The organism is Chryseobacterium sp. SIMBA_038 (assembly GCF_046535115.1).
Classification (GTDB): domain Bacteria; phylum Bacteroidota; class Bacteroidia; order Flavobacteriales; family Weeksellaceae; genus Chryseobacterium.
Genome location: NZ_JAWRXH010000003.1, coordinates 19,957 through 44,742 on the forward strand (window position 1 = coordinate 19,957; position 24,786 = coordinate 44,742).

General features: G+C 33.7%; 26 protein-coding genes. 18 read left to right on the forward strand and 8 right to left on the reverse strand.

Annotation, left to right across the window (positions count from 1 at the left end; genetic code table 11):
• Positions 1–22 precede the first annotated feature (22 nt).
• The gene (locus SB689_RS10930) at positions 23–505 is read left to right on the forward strand and encodes a phosphate ABC transporter permease (protein WP_410692168.1); all 483 of its coding nucleotides are present in this window, start codon (positions 23–25) and stop codon (positions 503–505) included.
• Between the two features lie 27 nt (positions 506–532).
• Positions 533–1,351, forward strand: a complete 819-nt coding sequence (locus tag SB689_RS10935) for a hypothetical protein (RefSeq protein ID WP_410692169.1) — start codon at positions 533–535, stop codon at positions 1,349–1,351.
• Positions 1,352–1,424: 73 nt separating this feature from the next.
• On the opposite strand, the gene aqpZ is transcribed toward SB689_RS10935, so the two are convergent.
• Complete coding sequence (gene aqpZ, locus SB689_RS10940) at positions 1,425–2,159, reverse strand: aquaporin Z (protein WP_410692678.1); 735 nt, start codon at positions 2,157–2,159, stop codon at positions 1,425–1,427.
• 217 nt (positions 2,160–2,376) lie between these two features.
• Here aqpZ and SB689_RS10945 point away from each other — a divergent pair, with 217 nt between their 5' ends.
• The 12 genes from SB689_RS10945 to SB689_RS11000 all read left to right on the forward strand — a co-directional run bounded on the left by SB689_RS10945 (position 2,377) and on the right by SB689_RS11000 (position 15,801).
• Entirely contained in the window at positions 2,377–2,997 is a 621-nt protein-coding gene (locus SB689_RS10945; protein WP_410692170.1) for a DUF5715 family protein, read from the forward strand.
• A gap of 125 nt (positions 2,998–3,122) precedes the next feature.
• A complete protein-coding gene (locus tag SB689_RS10950) occupies positions 3,123–3,857 on the forward strand; it encodes a hypothetical protein (RefSeq protein ID WP_410692171.1) in 735 nt (244 codons plus the stop codon).
• A gap of 26 nt (positions 3,858–3,883) precedes the next feature.
• Complete coding sequence (locus tag SB689_RS10955) at positions 3,884–4,498, forward strand: hypothetical protein (RefSeq protein WP_410692172.1); 615 nt, start codon at positions 3,884–3,886, stop codon at positions 4,496–4,498.
• Positions 4,444–5,277, forward strand: coding sequence for a sensor histidine kinase (locus SB689_RS10960; protein WP_410692173.1), 834 nt, complete (start codon positions 4,444–4,446; stop codon positions 5,275–5,277). Before SB689_RS10955 ends, SB689_RS10960 begins: the two co-directional genes overlap by 55 nt.
• Positions 5,246–5,923: a response regulator transcription factor gene (locus SB689_RS10965; RefSeq protein ID WP_410692174.1), complete on the forward strand. Its 678-nt coding sequence runs from the start codon at positions 5,246–5,248 to the stop codon at positions 5,921–5,923. Before SB689_RS10960 ends, SB689_RS10965 begins: the two co-directional genes overlap by 32 nt.
• Positions 5,924–6,088: 165 nt before the next feature.
• Complete coding sequence (locus SB689_RS10970; RefSeq protein WP_410692175.1) at positions 6,089–7,420, forward strand: T6SS phospholipase effector Tle1-like catalytic domain-containing protein; 1,332 nt, start codon at positions 6,089–6,091, stop codon at positions 7,418–7,420.
• A gap of 247 nt (positions 7,421–7,667) precedes the next feature.
• Positions 7,668–9,590 (forward strand): ribosomal protection-like ABC-F family protein, encoded by a 1,923-nt coding sequence (gene abc-f, locus SB689_RS10975; RefSeq protein ID WP_123980364.1) that lies wholly within the window; start codon positions 7,668–7,670, stop codon positions 9,588–9,590.
• Between the two features lie 439 nt (positions 9,591–10,029).
• Positions 10,030–10,221: a hypothetical protein gene (locus SB689_RS10980; RefSeq protein WP_410692177.1), complete on the forward strand. Its 192-nt coding sequence runs from the start codon at positions 10,030–10,032 to the stop codon at positions 10,219–10,221.
• Positions 10,222–10,517: 296 nt separating this feature from the next.
• The gene (locus SB689_RS10985; RefSeq protein ID WP_410692179.1) at positions 10,518–12,902 is read left to right on the forward strand and encodes a TonB-dependent receptor; all 2,385 of its coding nucleotides are present in this window, start codon (positions 10,518–10,520) and stop codon (positions 12,900–12,902) included.
• Between the two features lie 52 nt (positions 12,903–12,954).
• Positions 12,955–13,524, forward strand: coding sequence for a hypothetical protein (locus SB689_RS10990; protein WP_410692181.1), 570 nt, complete (start codon positions 12,955–12,957; stop codon positions 13,522–13,524).
• Between the two features lie 137 nt (positions 13,525–13,661).
• Positions 13,662–14,996, forward strand: coding sequence for a trigger factor (locus SB689_RS10995; RefSeq protein ID WP_410692183.1), 1,335 nt, complete (start codon positions 13,662–13,664; stop codon positions 14,994–14,996).
• Between the two features lie 118 nt (positions 14,997–15,114).
• The gene (locus SB689_RS11000) at positions 15,115–15,801 is read left to right on the forward strand and encodes a hypothetical protein (protein WP_410692185.1); all 687 of its coding nucleotides are present in this window, start codon (positions 15,115–15,117) and stop codon (positions 15,799–15,801) included.
• Between the two features lie 61 nt (positions 15,802–15,862).
• Here SB689_RS11000 and SB689_RS11005 read toward each other — a convergent pair whose 3' ends face one another.
• Both SB689_RS11005 and SB689_RS11010 read right to left on the reverse strand, forming a co-directional pair.
• On the reverse strand, positions 15,863–16,447 hold the full coding sequence (locus tag SB689_RS11005; protein WP_410692187.1) for a DUF3109 family protein: 585 nt from the start codon (positions 16,445–16,447) through the stop codon (positions 15,863–15,865).
• An 8-nt stretch (positions 16,448–16,455) separates the two neighbouring features.
• Positions 16,456–17,361, reverse strand: a complete 906-nt coding sequence (locus SB689_RS11010; RefSeq protein ID WP_410692189.1) for a DUF6427 family protein — start codon at positions 17,359–17,361, stop codon at positions 16,456–16,458.
• A 42-nt stretch (positions 17,362–17,403) separates the two neighbouring features.
• Between SB689_RS11010 and SB689_RS11015 the strand changes: the two genes are divergently transcribed.
• Entirely contained in the window at positions 17,404–17,637 is a 234-nt protein-coding gene (locus SB689_RS11015) for a DUF6341 family protein (protein ID WP_072407826.1), read from the forward strand.
• A gap of 75 nt (positions 17,638–17,712) precedes the next feature.
• Here SB689_RS11015 and SB689_RS11020 read toward each other — a convergent pair whose 3' ends face one another.
• The 5 genes from SB689_RS11020 to SB689_RS11040 form a co-directional block, all read right to left on the reverse strand.
• Positions 17,713–18,156 (reverse strand): universal stress protein, encoded by a 444-nt coding sequence (locus SB689_RS11020; protein WP_410692191.1) that lies wholly within the window; start codon positions 18,154–18,156, stop codon positions 17,713–17,715.
• Between the two features lie 59 nt (positions 18,157–18,215).
• Entirely contained in the window at positions 18,216–18,821 is a 606-nt protein-coding gene (locus SB689_RS11025) for a fumarylacetoacetate hydrolase family protein (protein WP_410692193.1), read from the reverse strand.
• Positions 18,822–18,935: 114 nt separating this feature from the next.
• Complete coding sequence (locus tag SB689_RS11030) at positions 18,936–19,334, reverse strand: putative signal transducing protein (RefSeq protein ID WP_410692195.1); 399 nt, start codon at positions 19,332–19,334, stop codon at positions 18,936–18,938.
• Between the two features lie 3 nt (positions 19,335–19,337).
• Complete coding sequence (locus tag SB689_RS11035) at positions 19,338–20,102, reverse strand: 3'-5' exonuclease (RefSeq protein WP_066755336.1); 765 nt, start codon at positions 20,100–20,102, stop codon at positions 19,338–19,340.
• A 57-nt stretch (positions 20,103–20,159) separates the two neighbouring features.
• Positions 20,160–20,873: a CDP-alcohol phosphatidyltransferase family protein gene (locus SB689_RS11040; protein ID WP_066755338.1), complete on the reverse strand. Its 714-nt coding sequence runs from the start codon at positions 20,871–20,873 to the stop codon at positions 20,160–20,162.
• Positions 20,874–20,962: 89 nt separating this feature from the next.
• Here SB689_RS11040 and SB689_RS11045 point away from each other — a divergent pair, with 89 nt between their 5' ends.
• The 3 genes from SB689_RS11045 (at position 20,963) to SB689_RS11055 (ending at position 24,728) form a co-directional block, all read left to right on the forward strand.
• Positions 20,963–22,894, forward strand: a complete 1,932-nt coding sequence (locus SB689_RS11045) for an LTA synthase family protein (protein WP_410692197.1) — start codon at positions 20,963–20,965, stop codon at positions 22,892–22,894.
• A 151-nt stretch (positions 22,895–23,045) separates the two neighbouring features.
• Positions 23,046–23,462, forward strand: a complete 417-nt coding sequence (locus SB689_RS11050) for a DUF2147 domain-containing protein (RefSeq protein ID WP_410692198.1) — start codon at positions 23,046–23,048, stop codon at positions 23,460–23,462.
• Positions 23,463–23,747: 285 nt separating this feature from the next.
• Positions 23,748–24,728, forward strand: coding sequence for a pyruvate dehydrogenase complex E1 component subunit beta (locus SB689_RS11055; RefSeq protein WP_410692199.1), 981 nt, complete (start codon positions 23,748–23,750; stop codon positions 24,726–24,728).
• Positions 24,729–24,786: the final 58 nt, after the last annotated feature.

The window sequence follows — 24,786 nt, forward strand, 5'->3', positions numbered from 1 at the left end:
AGTCGTAAAAAATATAAATCCAATGAACAAGTTATTTTTCATCTTAATAATTCTATGTTGCAACGTCCTGTACGCACAACAAAAATTGCAAAACGATTTATGGACAGGAAGTTATGAAGTACATCTGATAAACGGTGGCAAGGTAACGAAAGTGGATACTTTAGTAATCGTAAAAACCGCAGATGCTGATCCAGACGAGATTCCGGCTAAGGATGAATTTGATTTGGCTCGTTGGACGCTTACCTCCCAAATTAAAGAAACGAAAATTATCAAACGATTTTTATTTGATCCGGAAAATGATGAAGATACATATGAAGAATTCGGTTGGACTGATTTACATAAAAGCGGGAAAATGAACTGCATAGACGGTGGTCATTTTTTCATTTGCCAGACAGAACCAAACACGGTGGTAAGATTTAATAAAGATGAAACTTATCTTTCTAAAACTGGTGTTTTTGGGATTTGGCTGCATTACGGCGTGGTAGAATTACAGAAAATTAAATAATAAATTATTACAAATTAATCATATACAATGAAGAATCTATTTTTAGGTCTTTTTATCCTGTTATCTTGTTTTTACAACGCACAAAATTCAGGGAAAACAGAAATTTATATTTTGGGAACGGTTCATGAACCATCATCTCCAATTTTAAATCCTCAGAGTCTTTTTGAGATTTTGGAAAAGATACAACCTGATGTTATCTTGCAAGAACTTGATACCGAGCAGATGAAAGATTTCAAAAAAGAAAGTATGTCTAAAGGCTCTAATGAAGTAAGCGCAGCAATATTATATTTAAATAAATACCCGAAAATAGTTAATCTGCCATTCGAATTTGAAGGAAGAAATCAATACCGAAAAGATCACGGAATGGTTCCTACAGATAATCTGACCATAAAATTAATGGATAGTCTCTATCAAAAAAAGGCATTAAACCCAACAAATATGGTCATTTTTGAGAAATATATGGAAGCGAATAATGCTTTGAAAGATTTTTCTAAAACAGATATTAAAACTTTAAATTCATTAAGTTTTGAAACTGTAAACAGATACCGTCAGTTTGTTCAGCATCACGAAATTCCTAAAATTTCTAATTCTGAAGACATTTTTGCGCGTCAGTTTGTAACAAAACCGAACGGAGAAAAGATTTCATATCGCGATGGATATCAGCTTTGGTGCAATTTCTGGGATATGAGAAACAATACGATGGCGCTGAATATTATTAAGCAAGCCAATCAATATAAAGGAAAGAAAATCGTTATTTTAACGGGAGTACAGCATAAATATTACCTAAAAGAATTGCTGGATAAATATCAGGACGGAAATTATAAGGCTATTGAATACTTTAAATAAAAATCAATCTCTTTTCAGAAAAGACAATAAAAAAATCCTGCCACTACGACAGGATTTTTTTACGTGTATTTTTTTAATCTCCCAACGGAACTTTGTCCGCAGGTTGCAGTAAAAATTTATAAATTAATCCTCCGACTACACCTCCTAAAATCGGTGCTGCCAAGAATAACCACAGCTGAGACATTGCATTACCTCCTACGAAAACTGCCTGCGAAAGGGATCTTGCAGGGTTTACGGAAGTATTCGTGATCGGAATTGAGATCAGGTGAATTAATGTTAGACCCAAGCCAATTGCAATTCCTGCAAATTTTCCGTCGGCAGCTTTGTCGGTTGCTCCCATAATGATGATCAGGAAAAATGCTGTCAGTAAGAATTCTGCTAAAAATGCAGCTCCCATTGAGTATCCTTTCCCGAAGTAGACGGCATCACCATAAAAATTGGTGGCAAAAGCTCCCGGCCCGGAAAAATCAGGGGTTCCGGAACCGCTTAAAATGACGTACAGACATCCCGCAGCCAATAAAGCACCCAAACACTGAGCGGCAATGTAAGGAAGTAGATCTTTAGCCGGAAATCTGCCTCCTGCCACTAAACCAAACGAAACAGCAGGATTAAAATGTCCTCCTGAAATGTGTCCGACAGCATATGCCATCGTAAGAACAGTAAGTCCGAAAGCCAAGGCAACTCCTACTAAAAGAATTCCCATTTGACCATTAGAAGCCGGAGCGATTTGTGAGGCGAAGATTGCACTTCCGCAACCTCCAAAAACAAGCCAAAAGGTGCCGAAAAATTCAGCAAATAGTTTTTTTATCATGTTGTTTATTTTAATGTAAATCAAATTTAAAATTAAAATTGTAAACTAAAAAGCAAAATTGTTAAAATATTTCAAATGAATGTGAAACATGGTTGCGATATTAATAATCTGATTTTGAATTTAATGATGAAATTAATTTAACATTCTTGGTATAATCATTGAATTGTATAACATAAATGTTTATTTTTCGTTTATAAATTTAAAAGCCTTTTTAATGAAAAAGTTTTTGTGTGTGGTTTATGTGTGTATTGTTTCTAGCTTTTATCATTCTCAAACTGCAAAAAAGACAATTCCATGCTATGATTTGACCGAAGTTTTAAAAGTGGAAGCAACTCCTCTTTACAAACCTCATTTAGATGCATCAAAAAGTTTTGGGGTGAAATTGCTTCGAGATTCCAAAACGGTTCAGAAATATATAAGCAACGGAAAATTTCATAAAATAAAAAAGACAGGAAAAGGATATCGTGTTCAAAAACTAGATTACAGCAGAGCTTATATGGTTTCTAAAGCCAAGGCGACGCTTGAGAAAATGGGAGCAAGATTCAGTAAAGAAACAAAAGGGCATACTTTTACGGTTTCATCCATGACCAGAACTCTGGAAGATCAATGTAGATTAAGAAGAGTTAATGCCAACGCTTCTGTAGGGATTAGTTCTCATAATTATGGAAATTCTTTCGATATCTCTTACATTCGTTTCAATGATGTTTTAAAGTATAATCCCAAAATGGAAATCGCTTTGGAAAAGGTGCTGAAATATTATGTAAATGCAGGCAGAATTTATTACATCAAAGAAAAGCAACAAAGCTGTTATCACATTACTGTAAGAAATTATTAAAGCAAAATATCAAAATTTATTTTTTATGCTTGGGAATTGTTAATAAATCTTCAATTATTAGTGAGATATTTGTACAGGTAGTTTAATTTATATAATTTTATGCGACTAATTATACCATGCAAATTATGACAACTTTTAACAACGAACAGTACGAAATGGCATTAGCAGACTGGGCAAACTGCTGTGCAAATTATCAAGTTATTCAACAATTAATCCCAACTAATTTTGTTTTTGAACTTACTCCGGATCAAATTGATTGGCTTAAAAATACAAACAAAAACAAAAATTTCTGTACAGAAATAGGAGTGTATAGCGATCAATTGGTATTGATTCTTTGTCCACTTGACAAAGATGGACTTAAAATCCCTGTAACAGATCATCCATACAGTGTTCTGGCTGAATTGAAGAGCGACTTAACGCTTATGGAAAAACAGGAATTTATTGTAGTAAAAAATGCGGTGTTGTCTCAGGAACTTTGCAATATAGACCATAATTCTAATATGTATCTTCCTGTATCAAATGTGCCGATCATGGATCAGGATAAAGCATTAGCTGCAATCGAATCTTGGAGAACTGAAGGAATGACTTGGTTCTACATGGAGTGCAGCGAATTCAAAGGAATGAGAGTTTTCAAGAAATTTTTAGTTCCGGCAGAAGACCTTACGCCGATGAAAGATAATTTGACAGGAATTGTATGTTCATTTGGATTGAAGTTTTCTGATATCTACCAGAGAACACTTGTAACATTAATCTTTATTTCTCAATATCAGGAGAATTTAGAAAATAATGGAAGTAGTGTTCAAACAATTTCGAATACTTATGACTGGTCACAACCGTGCCCGCCAATTTGTAATATTTAAAAAAAATCAAGTAAAAAATAAATTAAATGGAGGATGCTTTTAAAGTAATACTTTATTTTAATAACAGTTTTCTTTTTATTAGTGCGCTTATAGGACTTATAAAATTTAAGCGTTTAAAAAACACGGAAAAATGGTATGTTTATTATATCATTTTTCTTTTTTTAATAGAAGCTGCGATTAAAATTTCGATCTATATTTTTAAATTAAAAAATATAGATTTCCTGTATCCTCTTTACGTATCCGGCGAGTTGTTTCTGCTGGGAAGTTTGTTTATAAGGAAGTCTAACCTATCCAAGTATTGGTACATTCCGATCGTTATTTTGATTGGCTGCTTTTTCTTTGTAAACATTCCGGAAATAAATGAGCTAAAGAAAGTTGTTTCAAATATTGTAGTGATCTGTTTTGCAGGATATTCACTCTTAACGGAGATCAGAAAAAGCGAAACCAATAATGACAGATTTATATTGGTGGATGCTTTTATTTTCCTTTATTATGCTGTTTCGGTGTTTATATTCTTCATGCTGCGTCAGTTGAAATCATTTTCTAATGACGAAGTTTATATGATCTGGGGAATGAATAATATTCTGTGCTGTTTCCTTTATATATCAATCATTTATACCTTTTTAAAATTAAAGAAATAACCTTAAATATCAGCTTTTTTATCACTTTGATTGTCGTTTTGCTGATCATTGTTGTTTTCGTTTTACTGGCGTATAAATTTTTCATTGATAGAATTATTAAAGAAAAAAATGCGCAGCATGAAGCGGAAGTTCTTCATCAGAAAAGACTGGTTTTAGAAAATATAAAAGCGCAGGAAGAAGAAAGAAAAAGAATTGCGGTAATGATTCATGATGACATCGGAAACCGTTTGAATATTCTTTCTTTATGGCTGAATAATCTCGACACAAAAGGTGATGAATTAATTAAGAAAAATATTTCCGGTCAGATGTCTTCCTTGATAGATTCTGCCAGAAGCATTTCCCATTCATTATATCCCGTAAATTTGGAATCGGTCGGATTGGTCTTATATATTGAAGAATTAATAAACAATTTGGCCAATCGAGTTAATATCTCATTAAATGTAAGCTCCAAATTTGAAAAGAAAAATATTTTCATTGAAGTGCAGGTGTACAGGATTATTCAGGAGTTTACAACCAATGTTCTGAAACATTCTGAAGCTACGAGAATCTGGATTTATATTAAAGATAATCAGAAAAATCTGAGTATAGTAATTTCTGATAACGGACAAAGTTTTGAGTATGATGCCGTAAAAAAAGGAATGGGGATTAAAAATATTGAGTCCAGAATAAAATCCATGAATGCTCTCCATAAATGGAAGAATGTTTTAAATAAAGGAAGCCGTTTAATTATTAAAATTCCATGTAACGATGAATCCGCAAATCAAAATAGCGCTAATTGATGACGAACAACTGATCCTCGAAGGGGTGAAAATGCTATTGTCAACAGAAAAAAATATTTCAGTATCCTTAACGTGTAACAACGGACCTCTTTTTATCGAAAGTTTAGAAACTTTATCGAAAGAAGAATTTCCCGATATTGCATTGGTAGACGTGCAAATGCAACCAATGAACGGATTCGAATTGGTTGAAATTTTGAAGGAAAAACATCCCGATCTCAAAATAATTATCCTTTCTTCTCATTACAAAAGCTCGATTTTAGGATATATGGTAAAGCTTGGAGTTTCTGCATTTTTACCTAAAAATTCCGACAGAAAAACCTTTATTGATGCCATAACAATGGTCTATAAAAACGGTGTTTTCTTCACTTCTGAAGATCATCAGATGCTGTTCTCTTACATGAACAGTTCCAGCAAGAAAAAATCATTGTTCGAAATGGATGATGAACTTTCTGAGCGCGAAAAAGATGTGGTTAAATTGATCTGTCAGGAACATACCAACAACGAAATTGCTGAAAAACTATTCATCAGTCCAAGAACGGTTGAAAGCCACAGACAGCGAGTTTTAGAAAAAATTGGAGCCAAAAATACGGTCGGCATCGTTATTTATGCCATCATCAACAATATTTATTCACTAGAAAGAATTTGATTCCGTAGAAATACGGAATTTTTTATTTGGTGTTTTCTACTGTAGCATTTTATTTCATTTCGATGTTATTTTGAAAGTGTTATTCAGAGAGGTTTTTAAGGTATTTGAAAAGTTTTTTTCAGCATTAAATTTTTCCTGAATAATTCAATTAAAAAAACAATAAAGATGGAAAATGATATAATTTCTATTGGAATTTTTTTCGATGGAACAGGAAACAACGGGCTTAATGCAACTTCTCCTCAGAAGCCACAAAGTAAGAACGAAAGCTATCATAATAATATAACCAATGTTTATAAATTATATCAACTTTTCAATGGAAATAAGAAAATTTACGTTGAAGGAGTTGGAACGGTAACAGGAGCAGAGGATAGCGATTTTGCGATGGTAACCTGTAGAAATCCTTATCGGTTCACTGGATATGCTTCAGATGATAAATTGGCGAAAGCAAATGCTTTTGTAGATGAGGTAACGTTGGATAAAACGAAAGAATATCATTTTTATGTTTATGGATTCAGTAGAGGATCTATGTTGGCGAGAAACTTTTGCTATGAATTATTAAAGCAAAACCCCAAAATATCAGGAAATTTTAAAGTTAAATTTTTAGGAGTTTTTGATACGGTAGAATCTACTCCTTTTAATGATTATAACGTAAGTCTTCTTCCTGGTGTTGAAAGAGCTTTACAGTTATGCGCGGTCAATGAATGCCGATACTTTTTTCCGCTGACAGGCTTTTTTGAAGATTCAAAAAGTATGGAAGATTCAAAATCAGAAACAGGAAATTCAGTTTGGAAAGAGGTTTTTGTTCCCGGCGCCCATGCAGACGTAGGTGGAGGATATTTAGAAGGTCCGCAATCGGTCTATGTTTCACATGATTTTGTGATTAAAGATGAGGTTGATGCTTATGTTTCGAATGTGAAAAATACAGCAACGGATAGTGAAGGTAATAAAATTTGGGAAGCACTTTTAGATAATTATCAGATAGATTCTGGAGACTTTTTTTCTCAGGCTTATGTGAAAAGAGATTTGGTTTACAATGATCTTCCGAAAGTTTACGGAAAATTAATGTTGACAGAAACCAATGCTTTTCAACCTGTTTTTAATACAGATTTTGATGAGTCAAATTTTGAGATTGATCCTAAAATTCACCAGTTTTTACTGTCATTTTCTGATGAGTTGGAGAAATATGTTAAAGATCTTTCTCTTAATCTAAAGCCGGTTTATAATTATGAGCGATTTGTGAATTATACTCATTTTTCTTCTAACTTCGGTTTGTATGAAAAGGCTTTATTATTGAGAACAGAAGACGAAATTTTTGTTGAAATGCTTAATGATAGTCTTAACGTTCCCGGCAGTGCCACGATAAAGCATGCCAATGCAGGAGAATCAAAGCTTCAGAAAGAAATTCATTTTTTAGAACACGATGTTCTTACGGATTACGCCTATGAAGGCAACATTCCGAATAATGATAACTGGAGCCGATCTATTTTAATTAAATAAGATTTTATAATAAATGTTAGTACTTTTTCAGTTTTAAATTTAGGTGTGAGCTGTCTGTGGTGGGCAGCTCTTTTTTTCAAAAAAGAATCATTTTTTTAATGATAAAAAATAAAGTTCCTATAAGTTTTTAGATTAATGCAAGGCTGTTCAAATTGAATGGCTTTTTTTATTTCTGGGCTATTCATTTCTTTTTCCGTATTTTTGCACCCGAAAAATATTCAGTATTAATTCTTAATTACATCATTACATGCTTTCGGTTCAAGGTCTAGGATTACATCATTCGGGAAACTATCTGTTTCAAAACGTTAATTTCACCATTAAAAAGGATGATAAAATTGGTTTGGTTGGTAAAAATGGAGCGGGAAAATCCACTTTATTGAAAATGCTTTCCGGAGAAATTACTTTCTACGAGGGGAGTGTAGTGCCGGATGGTAACATTACGATTGGTTTCCTGAAACAGGATCTTGATTTTGTGAAAGGAAGAACCGTTTGGGATGAAACATTGCAGGCTTTTGAGCAAATCAATGCTTGGAAAAATGAACTTGAAGAAGTAAACCATCAAATGACCATCAGAACTGATTACGAAAGTGACGGTTATACAGATCTGATCAACAAAATGACGGAGCTTAATGATATCTTAATGCACCACGATGCCTATAACTTGGAGGGTGATGTAGAAAAGGTATTGTTTGGATTAGGTTTTAAAGCGGATGATTTTCAAAAAATAACGGATGAATTTTCCGGAGGTTGGAGAATGAGAATTGAATTGGCAAAACTTCTTCTTCAAAAGAATGATGTGATGCTTCTGGATGAGCCTACCAACCACTTGGATATGGAATCCATTATCTGGCTTGAAAACTTCTTAAAAGATTATCCCGGAGCGATTGTTCTGGTAAGTCACGATAAGCAGTTTATGACAGCGGTTTGTAACAGAACTTTTGACGTTAACAACAAAAAAGTTGACGATTATAAAGCTGATTACACCAAATATCTTGAGCTTAGAAAAGACAGAAAAGAAAAACTGATTCAGGCTAAAAAGAATCAGGATGCAGAAATTAAACATACAGAAGAACTGATCAATAAATTCCGTGCAAGTGCTTCTAAAGCATCTTTTGCCCAGTCTTTGATCAAGAAACTGGAAAAAGTTGAACGTATTGAAGTAGAAAACGATGACGTTTCAAAATTCAATATCCGTTTCGTACAGTCTGTTGTTCCCGGAAAAGTAAATTTTGAAGCTGAAAAATTAGGAAAAGCTTACGGAAAGAAGCAAATCTTTGATGACGTAGACTTTATCGTACAGCGTGGAGACAGGATTGCCCTTCTAGGGCAGAACGGACAGGGAAAAACAACGTTGGCAAAAATTCTTTCCGGTGAAATTACAGATTACACAGGAACTTGGAATTTAGGTCACAATGTAAATATCGGGTATTTTGCCCAAAATCAGGAAGAAGTTTTAACGCCAAATAAAACCGTTTTAGAAGAAGCAGAAGATGCTGCAACAGAAGAAACCAGACCTAGAGTAAGAGATTTATTAGGATCTTTCTTATTTCAGGGAGAGGCAGTAACGAAAAAAACAAAAGTACTTTCAGGGGGAGAAAGAAACCGTCTGGCACTTTGTAAATTGTTGTTACGCCCTTTCAACACGTTGATTATGGATGAGCCTACCAATCACTTGGATATTCAGTCTAAGGAGATTATTAAACTGGCTTTACAGAAATTTGAAGGAACATTGATAGTAATTTCTCACGACAGAGAATTTTTACAGGGACTTTGTGACAAAATCTACGAATTCCGTGATGGTAAAATGAAGGAATTCCTAGGCGACATTAACGAGTATCTTGAATTCAGACAAAAAGAAAGTATCAGAGAAATCTCTGCTGAAAAAGCAAAACTTCACGCTGATGATGTGAAAGTTGAGGTAAAAGAAGTTCCAAAACCAAAAGTTGAGGAAAAATCTCAGATCGTAAGTAAAGAACAAAAAAATATTCAGAATAAATTAAAGAAAGTAGAAGAAAAAATTTCTGAGCTTGAAACCAAAGTCGAAGAAATGGAAGCTACCTTCACCAAGGAAAACCCATCAGAGGAAACTTTAGAAAAATATAATAAAACTAAGGAAGAATTGGATGCAGCTCTACAGGAATGGGAGTATTTGGGTTCTCAATTGGATTAATTGTATTAAGAAATATAACCGTTTGGTTTGTCATTCCGTAGGAATCTCAGCAAAGTATTATAAATTTTAAAACTGAGTCAGGATTCCTACGGAATGGCAAACTAAATGCAAAACAAAATCATTGATGATGATCTTTTCAAAGAATTTTAAAGATCAATATTTCAAAATTTTTGTAACAAAACTGCAATCATAACGACATATTCTAGACAGTTTCACAAAGCATATTAATAAAACTTTAATCTAAGTTTTAAATTATTATTCATATTTTTGAAAGATGATTTTTAAAGAAAGCAGAAATCTGAAGAGTTTTATTTCCAAGCTATTGTTTGGGATATACTTTATTGCGCTGTTTTTTCAAAATTTTCACAATCACAGCTCCGAAGAAGTTTTTAAAAATTTTAGTTTTAAAAAAACGGAAAATAAGATTTCAAATAATGTAGTGAAAGAAAAAGCTGGCGATTGTTTGGCTTGTCATTTCTTAGCTACAGGACATACTTTGGTTCCTGACGAATTTAACTTTACTTTTGAGCATTATACGCACGAAGTAGAATTAATTATTGCTGTTCAGGAAAAAATCTGGTCTCAGACTAAATTCACTTTTCAACTTCGGGGTCCACCCACAATTTCATAGTTTTTTAGATTCTTTTTTGGCTTTAATGGGTTAAAGTTTAGCTTTAAAATTGATGCTATTTTCCTTTTAAATTTATCTTAATCAGCCACGAAGTGGCGAAATAATAATAGCATCGGGTGAAACCCGGTGAAAGAAAGATAGATGATAATGTAGACCCGAAAGGGCGGGATAATTAGTATAGGATTTTTTAATGATCATCATTACCAGTTTTACTTTAACGAAGATTAATCAGCCATAAATTTCACATTTTTTACGAAAATGTACTTTTTTAAGAGTACGAAATCTATCTATTTACAATGAAATTGATATATAGTTTAATGTTGATCCTTTGTGGATTTGCATTTTCAAACGCACAAAAAACCTATACTGTAGAGGGTGTTGTTCAGGATTTTCATGATAAAACCTTGCTGGAAAATGCGGTGGTGAAAATTGGTGATTTTACAGCCAAAACAGATAAAAAAGGAAAATTTTCTTTTGAAAAAATTCCTGCAGGGAAATATATACTCATTGCTAAACATCCTGATTGTAATGATTATACTGAAAATATAGCAGTTGCTCAGGATATGCATGTAGCAATAACCCTCGAACATCATGTTCAGGACATTGAAACCGTGACCATACACGGAAATCACAAAAAAAATGGTTCCTTAATTATAAAAACCCTTGATAAAACAGATATAGAAAGAAATTCTACAGAAAATCTGGGGAATTTATTATCTAAAATCTCGGGAGTTACGGCATTAAAAACCGGAAATAATATCTCAAAACCTATTATTCACGGGCTTTACGGAAGCAGAATTGCCATTTTAAATAATGGAGTAAAACTGGCCGAACAGGAATGGGGAGTAGAACACGCACCGAATGTTGATATTAATAATTTTCAACATATTGATGTCATCAAAGGTGCTTCTGCATTGAAATACGGAAGTGATGCCGTCGGCGGAGTCGTAGTAATGGAACCTGAAATTTTTCCTAAAAAAGATACCATCAAAGGTTCTGTAGGTCTTACCGGAATTTCCAACGGACGAGGTTTGGGATTGGATGTAGATGTTGCCAAGGTTTGGAAAAACGGTTGGGCTGTAAAGTCAGGCGGAAGCATCAAAAAATTGGGCGACCAAAGCGCTCCCGACTATAATCTAAAAAATACGGGAATGGATTTTTCTTCCTTTAATTTTACGGTTCAGAATAACTCTTATGAAAAAGGAATTTCATTTGATTATTATTTAACGAACCAGAATATTGGGATTCTGAGAGATTCACACGTTGCTACTTCGGGTGATTATGACAGAGCGATGAATGCCAATCCGCCTATTTATTCGGGAAAATTCAGTTATGATATTGATAATCCGAGACAACTTATTGAGCATCATATTGCAAAAGTTTCGGCTTTCAAAAGATTTGAAAATATCGGAAAACTTTCAGCGACTTATAGTTATCAGTACAATCACAGACAGGAATATGACATCAGAAGAGGAGAATTAAACGATACGCCTTCTCTGGATCTGGAATTGATGACGCATCAGTTTAACCTTAATGATTTATTGGAAAGAGAAAAATGGTCTCTGGAAACGGGTATTGATGCCAGTTTTCAAAACAATTATTCAGATCCTGCGACAAAAGCAAGACGTTTGATTCCTAATTATGATAAATATGCCGCAGGATTTTATTCTGTTTTTAAATATAAAATTTCTTCTGATTTTAATTTTGAAGCAGGAGCTAGATATGATTTCACACGCTATGATGTTACCAAATGGTACGACAAAAGTGATTGGGAGAATTTATATGCAGACAGTTTTCCTCAATTTTATGTGAAGACAGATCAGAACAGAGTTTTGACGCGTCCTCAGCTTAATTATAACAATGTTTCTTTCAATGCAGGTTTGGAATATCGTCCAAGCTCTAATTTTGATCTGAAATTTAATTATGCAAAAGTGGGCAGATCTCCAAACGTTGCGGAATTATTCTCCGACGGATTACACCATTCTGCGGGAATCATTGAAACCGGAGATATGGCATTGAAAAACGAACAGGGACATCAGTTTAATTTGACGGTAGATTCAAAATTCAATGTTTTGAGAGGTCTTAATATTTCTGTAAACCCTTATTTTTTCATCACTAAAAATTTCATTAATGAAGTTCCGGTTGGTATCAAAGGGACGATTAGAGGGGTATTTCCGGAATGGCAATATCAACAGATCGATGCCAAAATGTATGGTGTAGATTTGGATATCAATTGGAGACTTACAGACGATCTTACTTATGTTGGAAAAGGAAGTTATGTTCACGGACAGGACGAAACCAACAACGAACCGTTGATCTTAATGATGCCTCCGAATTTTTCGAATGCGATACAGTTCAAAAAAGAAAAATGGAATAACTTCTATTTCACGGTTGAAAATCAAACCTCTTTAAAACAAACCAGATTTCCAGTCAGAAATGCTCCGTTGGAAATTTATGTGGACGGACAATTGGTGGATAAAGAGATCGATTTCAGTACGCCGCCAAACGGATATTCACTTTGGAACATCCAAACGGGGATCAATATCAGCAAAAATCTTTCTGCGGGACTTACCGTGAATAATCTTTTCAACACTTCGTACAGAGATTATTTGAATCGTCTGAGATTCTTCGCGGATGAGGCAGGAAGAAACTTTATTTTAAACTTTAGATATAAATTCTAGAGATTTCAAAAATTTATTTAATCAAAATTTTACAATTTTAAAATTCTTAAAAATGAACAAACTATTCAATACTAAAAATATCATCAAATTATTAGCAATTTTATTCATTACGATCACTGTCGTTTCTTGTCAGAGAGACGGTTCGGCAGAAGAGGATGATCTACCTCAGGAAGAGCTTACCAATATTGTTTTGTTGGTTACCGAAGATGGAACTACAAATACATTGACGTACGATTATAGCATCGGAGCAGGTGGAATTCCTACAATTCCTTTGAAGGATGGGAAATCTTATACGGTTGTAGCAAAATTCAGAAACGGAAATGAAGATGCAACTCAGGAAATTATTGATGCTAAAGATGAACATTTCTTGATCTTTGATTTTCCTAAATCTAATATCACTGTTACCAGATTAGACGGGAACGATCTTAGAAATGACGGGAAAAGAGTAGGTCTTAGAACAAAATGGGATGTAGTGAAAACTGTAGACTCACCATCACCATTGTTAAAATTAACCCTTATCCACGCTCCTGAAAGTGTAAATGATGCTAAATCCGGAACTGCATGGGGAAGTGTAGTAGGTGGAGAAACAGATGCTGAGGCTACCTATAACCTTACCAACTAAATAATAATTTTCAAAATAAAACCACTGAAATTTTCAGTGGTTTTTTATTTATAAATATTTGATGGATAAGAATTTATCTTTAGTAGGGTATTTTGATAAAAAATTCATATTTTTGCAACCTAAAATTTTAATCAATAATGAAGGTTACCGCACAAAACCATGATGACGTAAGTGCATTACTTACTGTAACATTGGAAAAATCTGACTACAAAGAAAAAGTAGAGAAGCAGTTGATTAATTATGCTAAAAATGCGCAAGTTCCTGGATTCAGAAAAGGAAAAGTGCCTTTAAGTATGGTTAGAAAACAATATGAAGCAGGTATTGCATTCGAAGAGATCAATAAGCAAGTTTCTGATGCTTTAAACGGCTATGTTAATGATAACAAGTTAAGATTAGTTGGCCAGCCTGTTCCTCAGCCTGTAAATGATTTCAATCATAACGCAGAAAAATTGGAAGTTGCTTTTGAAGTAGGGTACGAGCCTGAATTCACAATAGATCTAGCTAAATATGAAGCGCCTCACTACAAAGTAGAAGCTTCTGAAAAAGAAATCAACAAGAGTATTGAAAACATGCAGAAGCGTTTCGCTGAGCAGGTTCCTCAAGATAAAATCACTAAAGATTCTTACATCGCTTTAGAAATTTCTCAGGTTGTTGAAGAAGGTGCTGAAGGTGAGCACCACCACCAACCAAAGAACGTTACCATTACAGCTGAAAACAAAGAAGCTTTCAAATTGGTAAAAGCTTTGAAAATGGACGGATCTGTAAAGGTTTCTAAAGAAACTCTTGCTGGTGACGAAGAATTAGCTAAAGAATTAGGATTCAGCAAAGAAGAAGTTGAGCACTTACACCACAACGAAGTTGAGGTTAAAGTAAAAGATTTCTATTCTTTAAACTTGGCTGAGCTTAACCAAGAACTTTTCGATAAAGTTTACGGAGCAGATACAATCAAGTCTGAAGACGAGCTTAAAGAAAAAGTGAAGTCTGAATTAGACGAATACTTCCAACAAAATGCTGATGTACACTTTGTAAACAAAGTATTAGAGCAAATTACAGAGAAAGAAGAAGTAAAACTTCCTGAAGCTTTCTTGGTAAAATGGTTGGTATTCTCTAACCAGAACATCCAGTCTGAAGAGCAGGCTAAACAAATCCTTGAAACTGAGAAAAAGCAATTAAGCTACCAGATCATCGAAGGTAAATTGATGTCTGATAACGAAATTCAGTTGGATTATGCTGATGTTTTAGCGCAAGCTGAGCAATTAGTAAGAAACCAATTGGCGATCTACGGAATTCACCACCTAGGAGACGAGGAGATCCAAAAATATGCTGTTGAAATGTTGAAAGACCAAGAGCAGGTAAGACAAATCTCTTCTGAAGTTGCAATGACTAAATTGAAAGATGTAATTCTTGAAAAAGCATCTAAAAAAGAAACTGCAATCTCTCACGACGAGTTTTTGGAAGAACTTAAGAAATAATTTATTTTCTATAAATATTTTAAAACCACCAAATTATTTTGGTGGTTTTGTTTTTTGGTTCGAATTACTTTATATCATTCAATATTCATATATTTACGCATTATAAACTAACTTATATATGAAAAAGATCATCATCCCGTTTTTCTGTGCCGTGTTTTTTTCCACCTCAGTAGCTGCGCAAAAAACAACTGTTGCTTCCGCTAAAACGGAAGCCGTAAAATCAAAATTAACATCTAAAGAAGTGATCGATAATTATCTGAAAGCTTTGGGTGGAAAAGATAAATTAGAGGCTGTAAAAACTACAATTACAGACAATACTCTTTCTGTACAGGGAATGGAAATTTCTATGACCACAAAGAAGATGGGGAATAAGTTCAAATCTGTACAATCCGTAATGGGACAAACTATGACTCAGCTTTTTGACGGTGAGAAAGGATATTTCGACCAAATGGGGCAGAAAAATGACATTCCTGCAGATAAAGTTGCTGAACTTAAAAAAAGCAAAACAATTGATGCATTAGGATATGAAGCTTCTAAATTTCCAACGGTTACAATTGAGAAAATTGACGGTAAAGATTATAATGTTTTAGCTTCAGATAAAGGAAAGTATTATTTCGATGCTTCTACTTCTTTATTACATAAATCAACTTCTGATGAAGGTTCGGCTACAATTAAGAGCTATATGACGGTAGATGGTGTTCAATTCCCGTCTGAGATCGAAGCAGAAGGAAAAGGTCAGAAAATCACGATCAAAACGACTAAAGTTGTGATCAATTCTGGTGTTACAGATGCAGATTTTAAATAGAAATATTTAATTTTTAAAGATAAAAAAAACCGCAAATCAATGATTCGCGGTTTTTATTTTTTTAGTTTCCGTATTCTTTTTTCCATTCGTCTGCGGCTTCGCTCAGAACTTCGTAGAATTCTTCTCCATACTTTCTTATTAATGGAGTTTTCAGGAATTTATAAACAGGAACCTGAAGTTCTTTTCCTAGCGTACAGGCATCGCTGCAAACGTTCCATTCATGATAATTCAAAGCAGTAAACGCAGAGTATTCTGTAACACGAATAGGGTATAGGTGACATGAAATTGGTTTTTGCCAATCTACAGCGCCATCTTCGTAGGCCTTTTCAATTCCACATTTTGTAATTCCTCTTATATCATAGGTAACATAAGCGCACTCACGGTCTTCAACCATTGGCGTTACGTACATCCCATCAGCAGGATCGGTCGTCCATGTTCCCTGCTCTTCAAGAGCTTTAATTCCTTCCGGAGTAAGGTAGGGCTTTATTTTATCAAAAATTGAATCTAAAATTTCCAGCTCATCTTTATCTAACGGAGCTCCTACATCTCCTTCCACACAACATGCACCCTTGCATTTGCTAAGGTTGCAAACAAATTCTTCGGAAAATATATCCTCGGAAATCAATTTTTCGTCTATCTGAATCATAATTTTTTTTAAAATAAATCAAAATAAGTTCCCGCTTTAAAGGTAACTAAACTAATAAGGAGAAGCCATAAGCTTACTTCCTGCATCCAATATTTAGGTAAAAACTTCAGCATCCTGCTCAAAATAATACTTGCAGGAAATGCCAGGAGTAATAAATATTCATAACTTTTATTCATATAAAGAATAATAGTAACCAGCTGTGCCAATGAAAACACAAGTAGAAAAGTGTATTTATACCTGCTTATCGGGCTCTTTTTATTATAATTTTGAAAATGGTCGTACACTGCATAAATCAGCATTAATGCGATCGGAATTAAAGGAAAAAGTTCCGTGTAATCTGTTATTATCTTCATCTTTCCAAATGGGAAATAATCGATATTCCAAGAAGTAAATCCAACGAAAAACATAATGGAAAAATAACTGAACGCGATTAATATAACTCCTAAAATAAACCTGAAAATATTTAAAACAATTCTCTGCGAAGTAGCAATCACGTGAATGATCACAAAAACCGCCATCGGCCACGTTGTCGGCAGAAAAATAAAGTTTAATGCAACGATGGAACCTACCAACACATAAGATTTTTTTCGAGTGTCTTCATCGGTACTTGTTAAAAGCAAAAGAAGGAACGAATTGGTAAGAAGCGCAACGGCAATTCCGATGTCTAAGTTCCCGGGATAAAGTCCAAATATAAAAAATGTATATAAGAATAAAGGCAAATGTGTCTGATAATTAAGCGCAATGCTATGAAAACAGAAATATGCCAAAGCAATTCCCAAAAAAGTTATTCCGGCAATAATGGCTTCATTTGTATTGAAATTCAGGATGTTAAATACGATTACGATTAAAAGAAGAAAACCAATATAAACAGGAATTGAAAAAATATTGCTTTCTTTTGAAAGTAATTTAAACATTTTTTATAAATTTGTACAAAGTTAATTTAAAAAAGGAAAATAATGACGTCTTTCTTTCTATTCTTAAGCAAAGTTTTCAAATGGTCTTTCGGCTTTTTTGACACTTTCGGAAATGTTTTAAACTGGATCTTATTTACTGTTTGCTGCGTACTGTTCACGTATTGGTGTTATGTATTAGTGGCAACACTAGGTGGTGATAAAGATAAAGACTACTATTCTCCAACTGAGGGTAAAAACCCTTATTATGATCCTACGATCTACAAAAAAGAAGGTTAATTAATTGGTTATATAGTAAAAAACCGATCAAAACATATGTGTTTGGTCGGTTTTTTTATGGGTAACGATTAAAATTTAGTGTGTTTCGTGGATCGGAAGCACCAAAACAGGAATGTGAGAATCTTTCGTCAGTCCTTTGGTTAAACTTCCTACAAAGACATCATAAATTCCGCTTCTTCCGTGAGAGCCCATTACGATGTAGTTTGCATTTTTTTCTTTAGAATACTCTAAAATAATATCTTTCGCGATCCCTTGTTTCAAAAGATGCTCGCATTCTACATTTTGAGCAATAATTCTTTGTTCTATTTTATTCAGCTGAACCAACTCTTCTCTTATTTCATTAGCTTCAACTTCAGGAAAATACTGGAATCCCATATCTCCGATGGCAAAACCAATATCTGAAGGTGCAACATGAATTAGAAAAATTTTACCGTTGAGTTCTTTTGCAAATTTTACAGCTCCATCTACAAGCTGATCTGTTTTATCCCCAAAATCTACGGGCAGTACAATATTTATCATAACCTTTAATTTTGTTTACTAAAGATAGAAAAATTATGCCAATTTTTATGTTAAATTACTTATAATATTCGGATGTCTAGGATTTTTTCATCTTCAAGATAAGCTTCCAGAATATCATTTTCATCAACTTTTCCAACGCCTTTTGGAGTACCTGTGAAAATAAGGTCACCAACTCTTAAAGTGAAATATTGAGAAGCAAATGCAATAATATCATCAAATGAAAAGATCATATCTTTTGTATTTCCGTCCTGAACTTTTTCTTTATTTTTTAATAATGAAAATTGAACACCTTCATGATTATAATTCTCTTTTTTAAAGAAATTTCCAACCACTGCCGAACCGTCAAAACCTTTGGCAAGCTCCCATGGAAGACCTTTAGACTTTAATTCGCTTTGAAGATCTCTTGCCGTGAAATCAATTCCCAACCCGATTTCCTCATAATGTTTATGAGCCGTTTCTTTCTGGATGTATTTTCCACCTTTTGAAATTTTCAGAACAACTTCCAATTCATAGTGAACGTCATTTGAAAACTCAGGAATATAGAAATCATTTCCTTTCAAAACAGCCGTATCAGGCTTCATAAAAATAACCGGTTTTTCAGGAATTTCGTTTCCTAATTCTTTCGCGTGTTCACCGTAATTTCTTCCTATGCAGATAATTTTCATACTATTTTCTTCTTTTCAAAACCCTTTTGTCATTGCGAGGAACGAAGCAATCTCTTAATACTCTTAACCTCTTAATGAAATCTTAATGGTTTAAAATTTAACATATTTTTATTTCTAATGCGTAAACTCATTCTCGCAATAATAGCAAATGAATTTATGACTCGTTAAAAGCGAAACTCCAAAAAAGCTGGTGGCACTATCATCTCTGTAAATATGATTTGAACCACATTTTGGGCACACAAAATCAAATTTAGGATCTGCAATCGTATGTTCTACTTCCAGCGAAACCTTTTCATTTTCTTTATAATCGCTCAGAATTTGATTGGCTTTTTCCAGATCTTCTTCAAAAACCTGTAACTGAATTCCTCCAACAGCCTGCGAAAGCAACCAATCGGATTGAATAAGCTGTTCATTCGCGATGAAACTGTTGATTTCATTTTCGGCCAAGATTTGTTTGTCTCTATTGGCTTCAAGAGCAGTTTCATAAAATTTAAACTTAACTAATTCTGACATATTTTAGAATTTACCTGACAATTGTATTTTAGTGAAAACCTTCTTTGTGTAAAGCGGGAAATCAGCATTTTGAAGCCATCCGAAATAGCCAAGATCCTTTTGGAAAACCGCTTTTACACCCTGACCTTTATATTTTCCGAAATTGAAAACCGGTTCCATTTTATCATTTAAACCAATGAAACCTGCAAGATCTGCATTCTTATTATGGAATGTAAATTCACTTAAAGGAGCAATTTCATTCGGAATATCGTCATATTTTCCAATCTGAGCATCTAAAACTTCGAAAGTTGCCATCACATCAGCCTCAGCCGAGTGCGCATTTTCAAGAGTTTTTCCACAATAGAATTGATAAGCTGCTCCTAAATTTCTAGGTTCTTTTTTATGGAAAATAGTTTGTGCATCAACAAGTTTGAATTTGCTTAAATCAAAATCAAGTTCTGCTCTCAAAAGTTCTTCTGCCAACAAAGGAACATCAAATCTGTTAGAATTAAATCCTCCCAAATCCGCTCCTGAGATCATTTCCATTACTTTTGATGCAATCTCTTTGAACGTTGGAGCATCTTTTACATCTTCATCATAAATTCCGTGAATTTGGCTGGATTCTACAGGAATCGGCATTTCAGGATTTACTTTCCACGTTTTGCTTTCTCTTGAAGCGTCAGGATTTACTTTTAAGATACAGATTTCAACGATTCTGTCTTTAGCAATGTTCGTTCCTGTTGTTTCAAGGTCAAAAATACAAAGAGGTTTATGCAGTTTTAAATTCATTTTTTTAATTTGATAATAGGTTAATGTGAGATTTATCTCAAAAATCTAGCTTCTAATTTAGCTAAGTTCTTTTTGAAATACTAATGATACTAAGATATAATAAATTACAAGCATCGGAATTCCGACGATCTGAAATATCGCTAAGATGGCAATTCCGCCAACAATTAATACAATTTTAGCATAATTGTCCTGAATCTTTTTTGATTTGAATTTCATCGCCATCATTTTTATCGGACTGATCAACAGCCATGAAGTAAGGATGGTTAAGAGAATCAATAATAATTCATTTTCGAAAAGAAAACTGAAATAATTGGTTTCTTTAAATGCATAATACAGGCCAAAAAGCAAAACAGTATTGGTTGGTGTATTTAATCCTTTAAAATAATAGCGTTGTTCTTCATCCAGATTGAAAATTGCCAGTCTTAAACAAGAGAAAACAGTAACAAGCAACCCGAAATATTTGATCTCAAAAGGGAGATGAAGTCCTAATAACTCAGTTCCGAAAGGCTCTAATGCTTTATACATCGTCAATCCGGGAATCACTCCAAAACTCACCATATCGGCAAGTGAATCCAGTTGAAGACCCAAATTTGAGTTTGATTTTAAAGCTCTGGAAACAAATCCGTCAAAAAAATCGAATATTGAAGAAAGAATTAAACAGATCGCAGTCGTCTGATAATCACCTAAAATAAGATGAATGGCACCCACGCAACCTGCAAATAGATTAGCCAGCGTTAATGCATTGGCAAGATTATTTTTAATGAAATTCATAATCGCAAAATTACTGTTTTTGAAAATTCTAACTCAAAATTTTATGCACTAAAAAATGCATTAATACGATTTTGATGTAAATTTGCCGAATGAAATTTTTTAAAGAATTTAGAAAACAGGAAGTTCTGGTACTTTTATACCGGATTTTTTTAGCATACTTTTTTTATCAGATTGCAAGATTTTTATTTTGGTACTTTAATAAAGAACTGATAAAAGTTGATTCTGTGTCGGATTATTTCGGTCTGGCATTTCATGGGATTGCGTTTGATACAACAGCAATTTTATATGTGAATGCGCTGTTTATTCTGCTGAGTTTGGTTCCAATTATTATTAATACCAAGAAAGTCTATCAAAAAGTACTTTTCTGGCTGTATTTTATAACAAACGGAATTGCCTATGCGATGAATTTTGGTGATTTTGTTTACTTTAAATTTGCGCAGACAAGATTAACTTCGGCGGCATTTCAGGTGGCGCAACACGAGTCTAATATTTTTAAAGTTTTTACGGCTTCCATCGTTCAAAATCCTTTTATTTTAATTTGGTTTGTCGTTTTGATGTGGCTTTGGATTTTCCTTTACAAAAAAGTGAAAATTGATGAACGTAAGCCAATAAAATTGGTTCCTTACTTTATTTTATCCGTTGTTACACTTTGTTTAACGGCTGTTTTGTGCGTTGGAGGAATCCGTGGAGATTTCAAACATAGTACAAGACCGATTAATTTGGTGGATGCAAACCGTTTTGTGAAAATTCCGTCACAGGGAAATCTTGTTTTGAACAGTACTTTTTCGTTTTTCAGGACATTAAATACGAATAGTTTTAAGGAAGTTCATTTTGTAGATGAAAAATTTATTAATGAAAATATTCAGCCTTATAAAATTTACGATAGAAAAGTTGCCAACAAACCTAACATCGTCATTTTTATTGTTGAATCATTAAGTAGGGAATATATAGGCGCTTTTAATCAAAATACGAAGATAAAAGATTACGTTTCTTACACACCGTTTCTTGATAGTCTGGCGGGTCAAAGTTTGATTTTTCCTAATACTTTTGCGAATGGAAGGCAGTCTATTCACGGAATGAGCAGCGTTTTGGCAGGAATTCCGAGTTTAACGGATGCTTTTACGAGTTCACCATATTCAAATCAAAAAATACAGTCCATTGTTTCAATTTGTAATGATCTGGGTTACGATACTTCTTTCTATCACGGTGCTCCGAATGGATCAATGGGCTTTTTAGGCTTTGGAAATATTTTGGGTTTTAAACATTATTTTGGAAAAACAGAATACAATCATGATGAAGATTTCGACGGAATGTGGGCAATTTGGGATGAACCATTTTTACAGTATTTTGCTAAAAATGTAGGAAAAAAGCAACCTTTTATGGCGACAGTTTTCACGGCTTCTTCTCACCATCCATTCAAAATTCCTGAAAAATATAAAGGTAAATTTAAAAAAGGAACGAATCAGATGCATGAACCAATGCAATACACTGATTATTCAATTAAAAAATATTTTGAAACCGCTAAAAAACAACCTTGGTTCAACAATACTATTTTTGTTTTCACGGGAGATCATACCAACGAAATTTATTATCCGGAATATCAAAAAGCGATGAATCGTTTCGCTGTTCCAATTATTTTGTATTCTCCAAATCCGGAATATAATTTAAAAGGTGTAAATACTGAAGAAGCACAGCAAATTGATATTTATCCAACTTTAGCTGATCTTATCGGCTATAATAAAAGAATTAGAAGCTGGGGAAGAAGTTTGGTAAGCGATAAAAAATATCCTGCCATCATTGCCAACTCAGACGGAGGAGTGGAGCAGTTCATTATCGGGAATTATATTTATCGTTTTGATGGTAAAAATGTAGTAGGAATCTTTGATAAATCAGATTTAGGCTTAGAAAAAAATCTTATGGATCAGCTGAAAAGCAATCCGGAAGCTCAAAAAGGGCAGGAGATTGCAAAAGCGTGGTATCAGGATTATATGGATAAGGTGATTAACAGAAAGTTGTATTAACGTTTAACTCATGTTTAATTCTGAAAATTGGTATATCTATTGTTATATATGCCTAGGATAATAAAAGTTTTTGTTTGTTTAAAATTAATTTATATTTTTAGCAATGAATAGACAACAGAAATATTTTATTTGAATTAAAACTATAAGAAATATGAAAAAATTATTATTAACATTGGCATTTTCTCTATTTGGCGTATTATCTTTTGCTCAAATTGAAGGTAAATGGAAAACAATAGACGACGAAACAAAACAGGCAAAATCTATTGTAGAGATCTATAAAAAAGGAGATCAATATTACGGGAAGGTTTCTCAATTGTTGATAAAGCCGGCAAATCCTAATTGTGTAGACTGTAAAGACGATAGAAAAAACAAGCCAATTTTAGGTTTGGAAATCATCAGAGGTTTGAAAAAAGACGGAGATGAATTCACAGGAGGAACAATTACAGACCCAAAAACGGGGAAAACTTACAAATGTACAATCACAAGAAAAGGTGATCAATTAAACGTAAGAGGATATGTAGGAATATCTTTAATGGGTAGAACTCAGACTTGGCAGAAAGTTAATTAATCAAGTTTAAATAAAATTATAAAACGACATTTCATTATTGGAATGTCGTTTTTAATTTTGAAAAATTCACCATTAATGTTGATAATTTTTTATTCATGATTTATAAATCGATTTATTGCTTAGTACTCTTTGATCTTCAGAAAATTTACAAAGAATTAAGCAAAGTAGAAGAAAACTAGGTTAAAATAAAATTAATAAAGCGATATTTCATTCAATGAGATGTCGTTTTTGTTATGTTAATAATAAAAAAACACTATTTTTGTAGTCTAAATTTTTCAAATAAATATGGCAGAATATACTTTTCGTGAGGTAATTGCGCAAGCAATGAGCGAGGAAATGCGTAAAGACGAATCCATCTTTTTAATGGGGGAGGAAGTTGCAGAATACAATGGTGCGTATAAGGCTTCAAAAGGAATGTTGGATGAATTTGGTCCTAAGAGAGTAATCGATACACCAATCGCTGAGCTTGGTTTTACAGGGATTGCTGTAGGTGCTGCAATGAACGGGAACAGACCAATTGTTGAGTATATGACGTTCAATTTCTCATTGGTAGGTATTGATCAGATTATCAATAACGCGGCGAAGATCCGTCAGATGAGTGGTGGTCAGTGGAATTGTCCTATCGTTTTCAGAGGTCCTACTGCTTCGGCAGGTCAATTGGGTGCAACGCACTCTCAGGCTTTCGAAAACTGGTTTGCAAACGTTCCTGGTCTTAAAGTAGTAGTTCCTTCAAACCCTTACGATGCGAAAGGATTGTTGAAAACAGCTATTCAGGATAATGACCCTATCATTTTCATGGAATCTGAGCAGATGTATGGTGATAAAATGGAAATTCCTGAAGAAGAGTACTATTTACCAATCGGAAAAGCAGATATCAAGAGAGAAGGTACAGATGTAACTTTAGTTTCTTTCGGAAAGATCATGAAGTTGGCGATCCAGGCTGCTGAAGATATGGCTAAAGAAGGAATCTCTGTTGAGGTTATTGACCTAAGAACAGTTCGTCCTTTAGACTTTGATACAATCTTAACGTCTGTAAAGAAAACAAATAGATTAGTTATTTTAGAAGAAGCTTGGCCATTTGCGTCTATTTCTTCTGAAATTACATATATAGTACAGCAAAAAGCATTTGATTATTTGGATGCTCCAATCAAGAGAATTACTACTCCTGATGCGCCTGCACCGTACTCAGCTGCATTATTTGCAGAATGGTTCCCTAAACTTGAGAAAGTAAAAGAGGAAATCAAAAATGCGATGTACGTTAAATAGATATAATAGAAAAAAGCTTCCGAAAGGGAGCTTTTTCATTTATTCTATGCATGAAGAA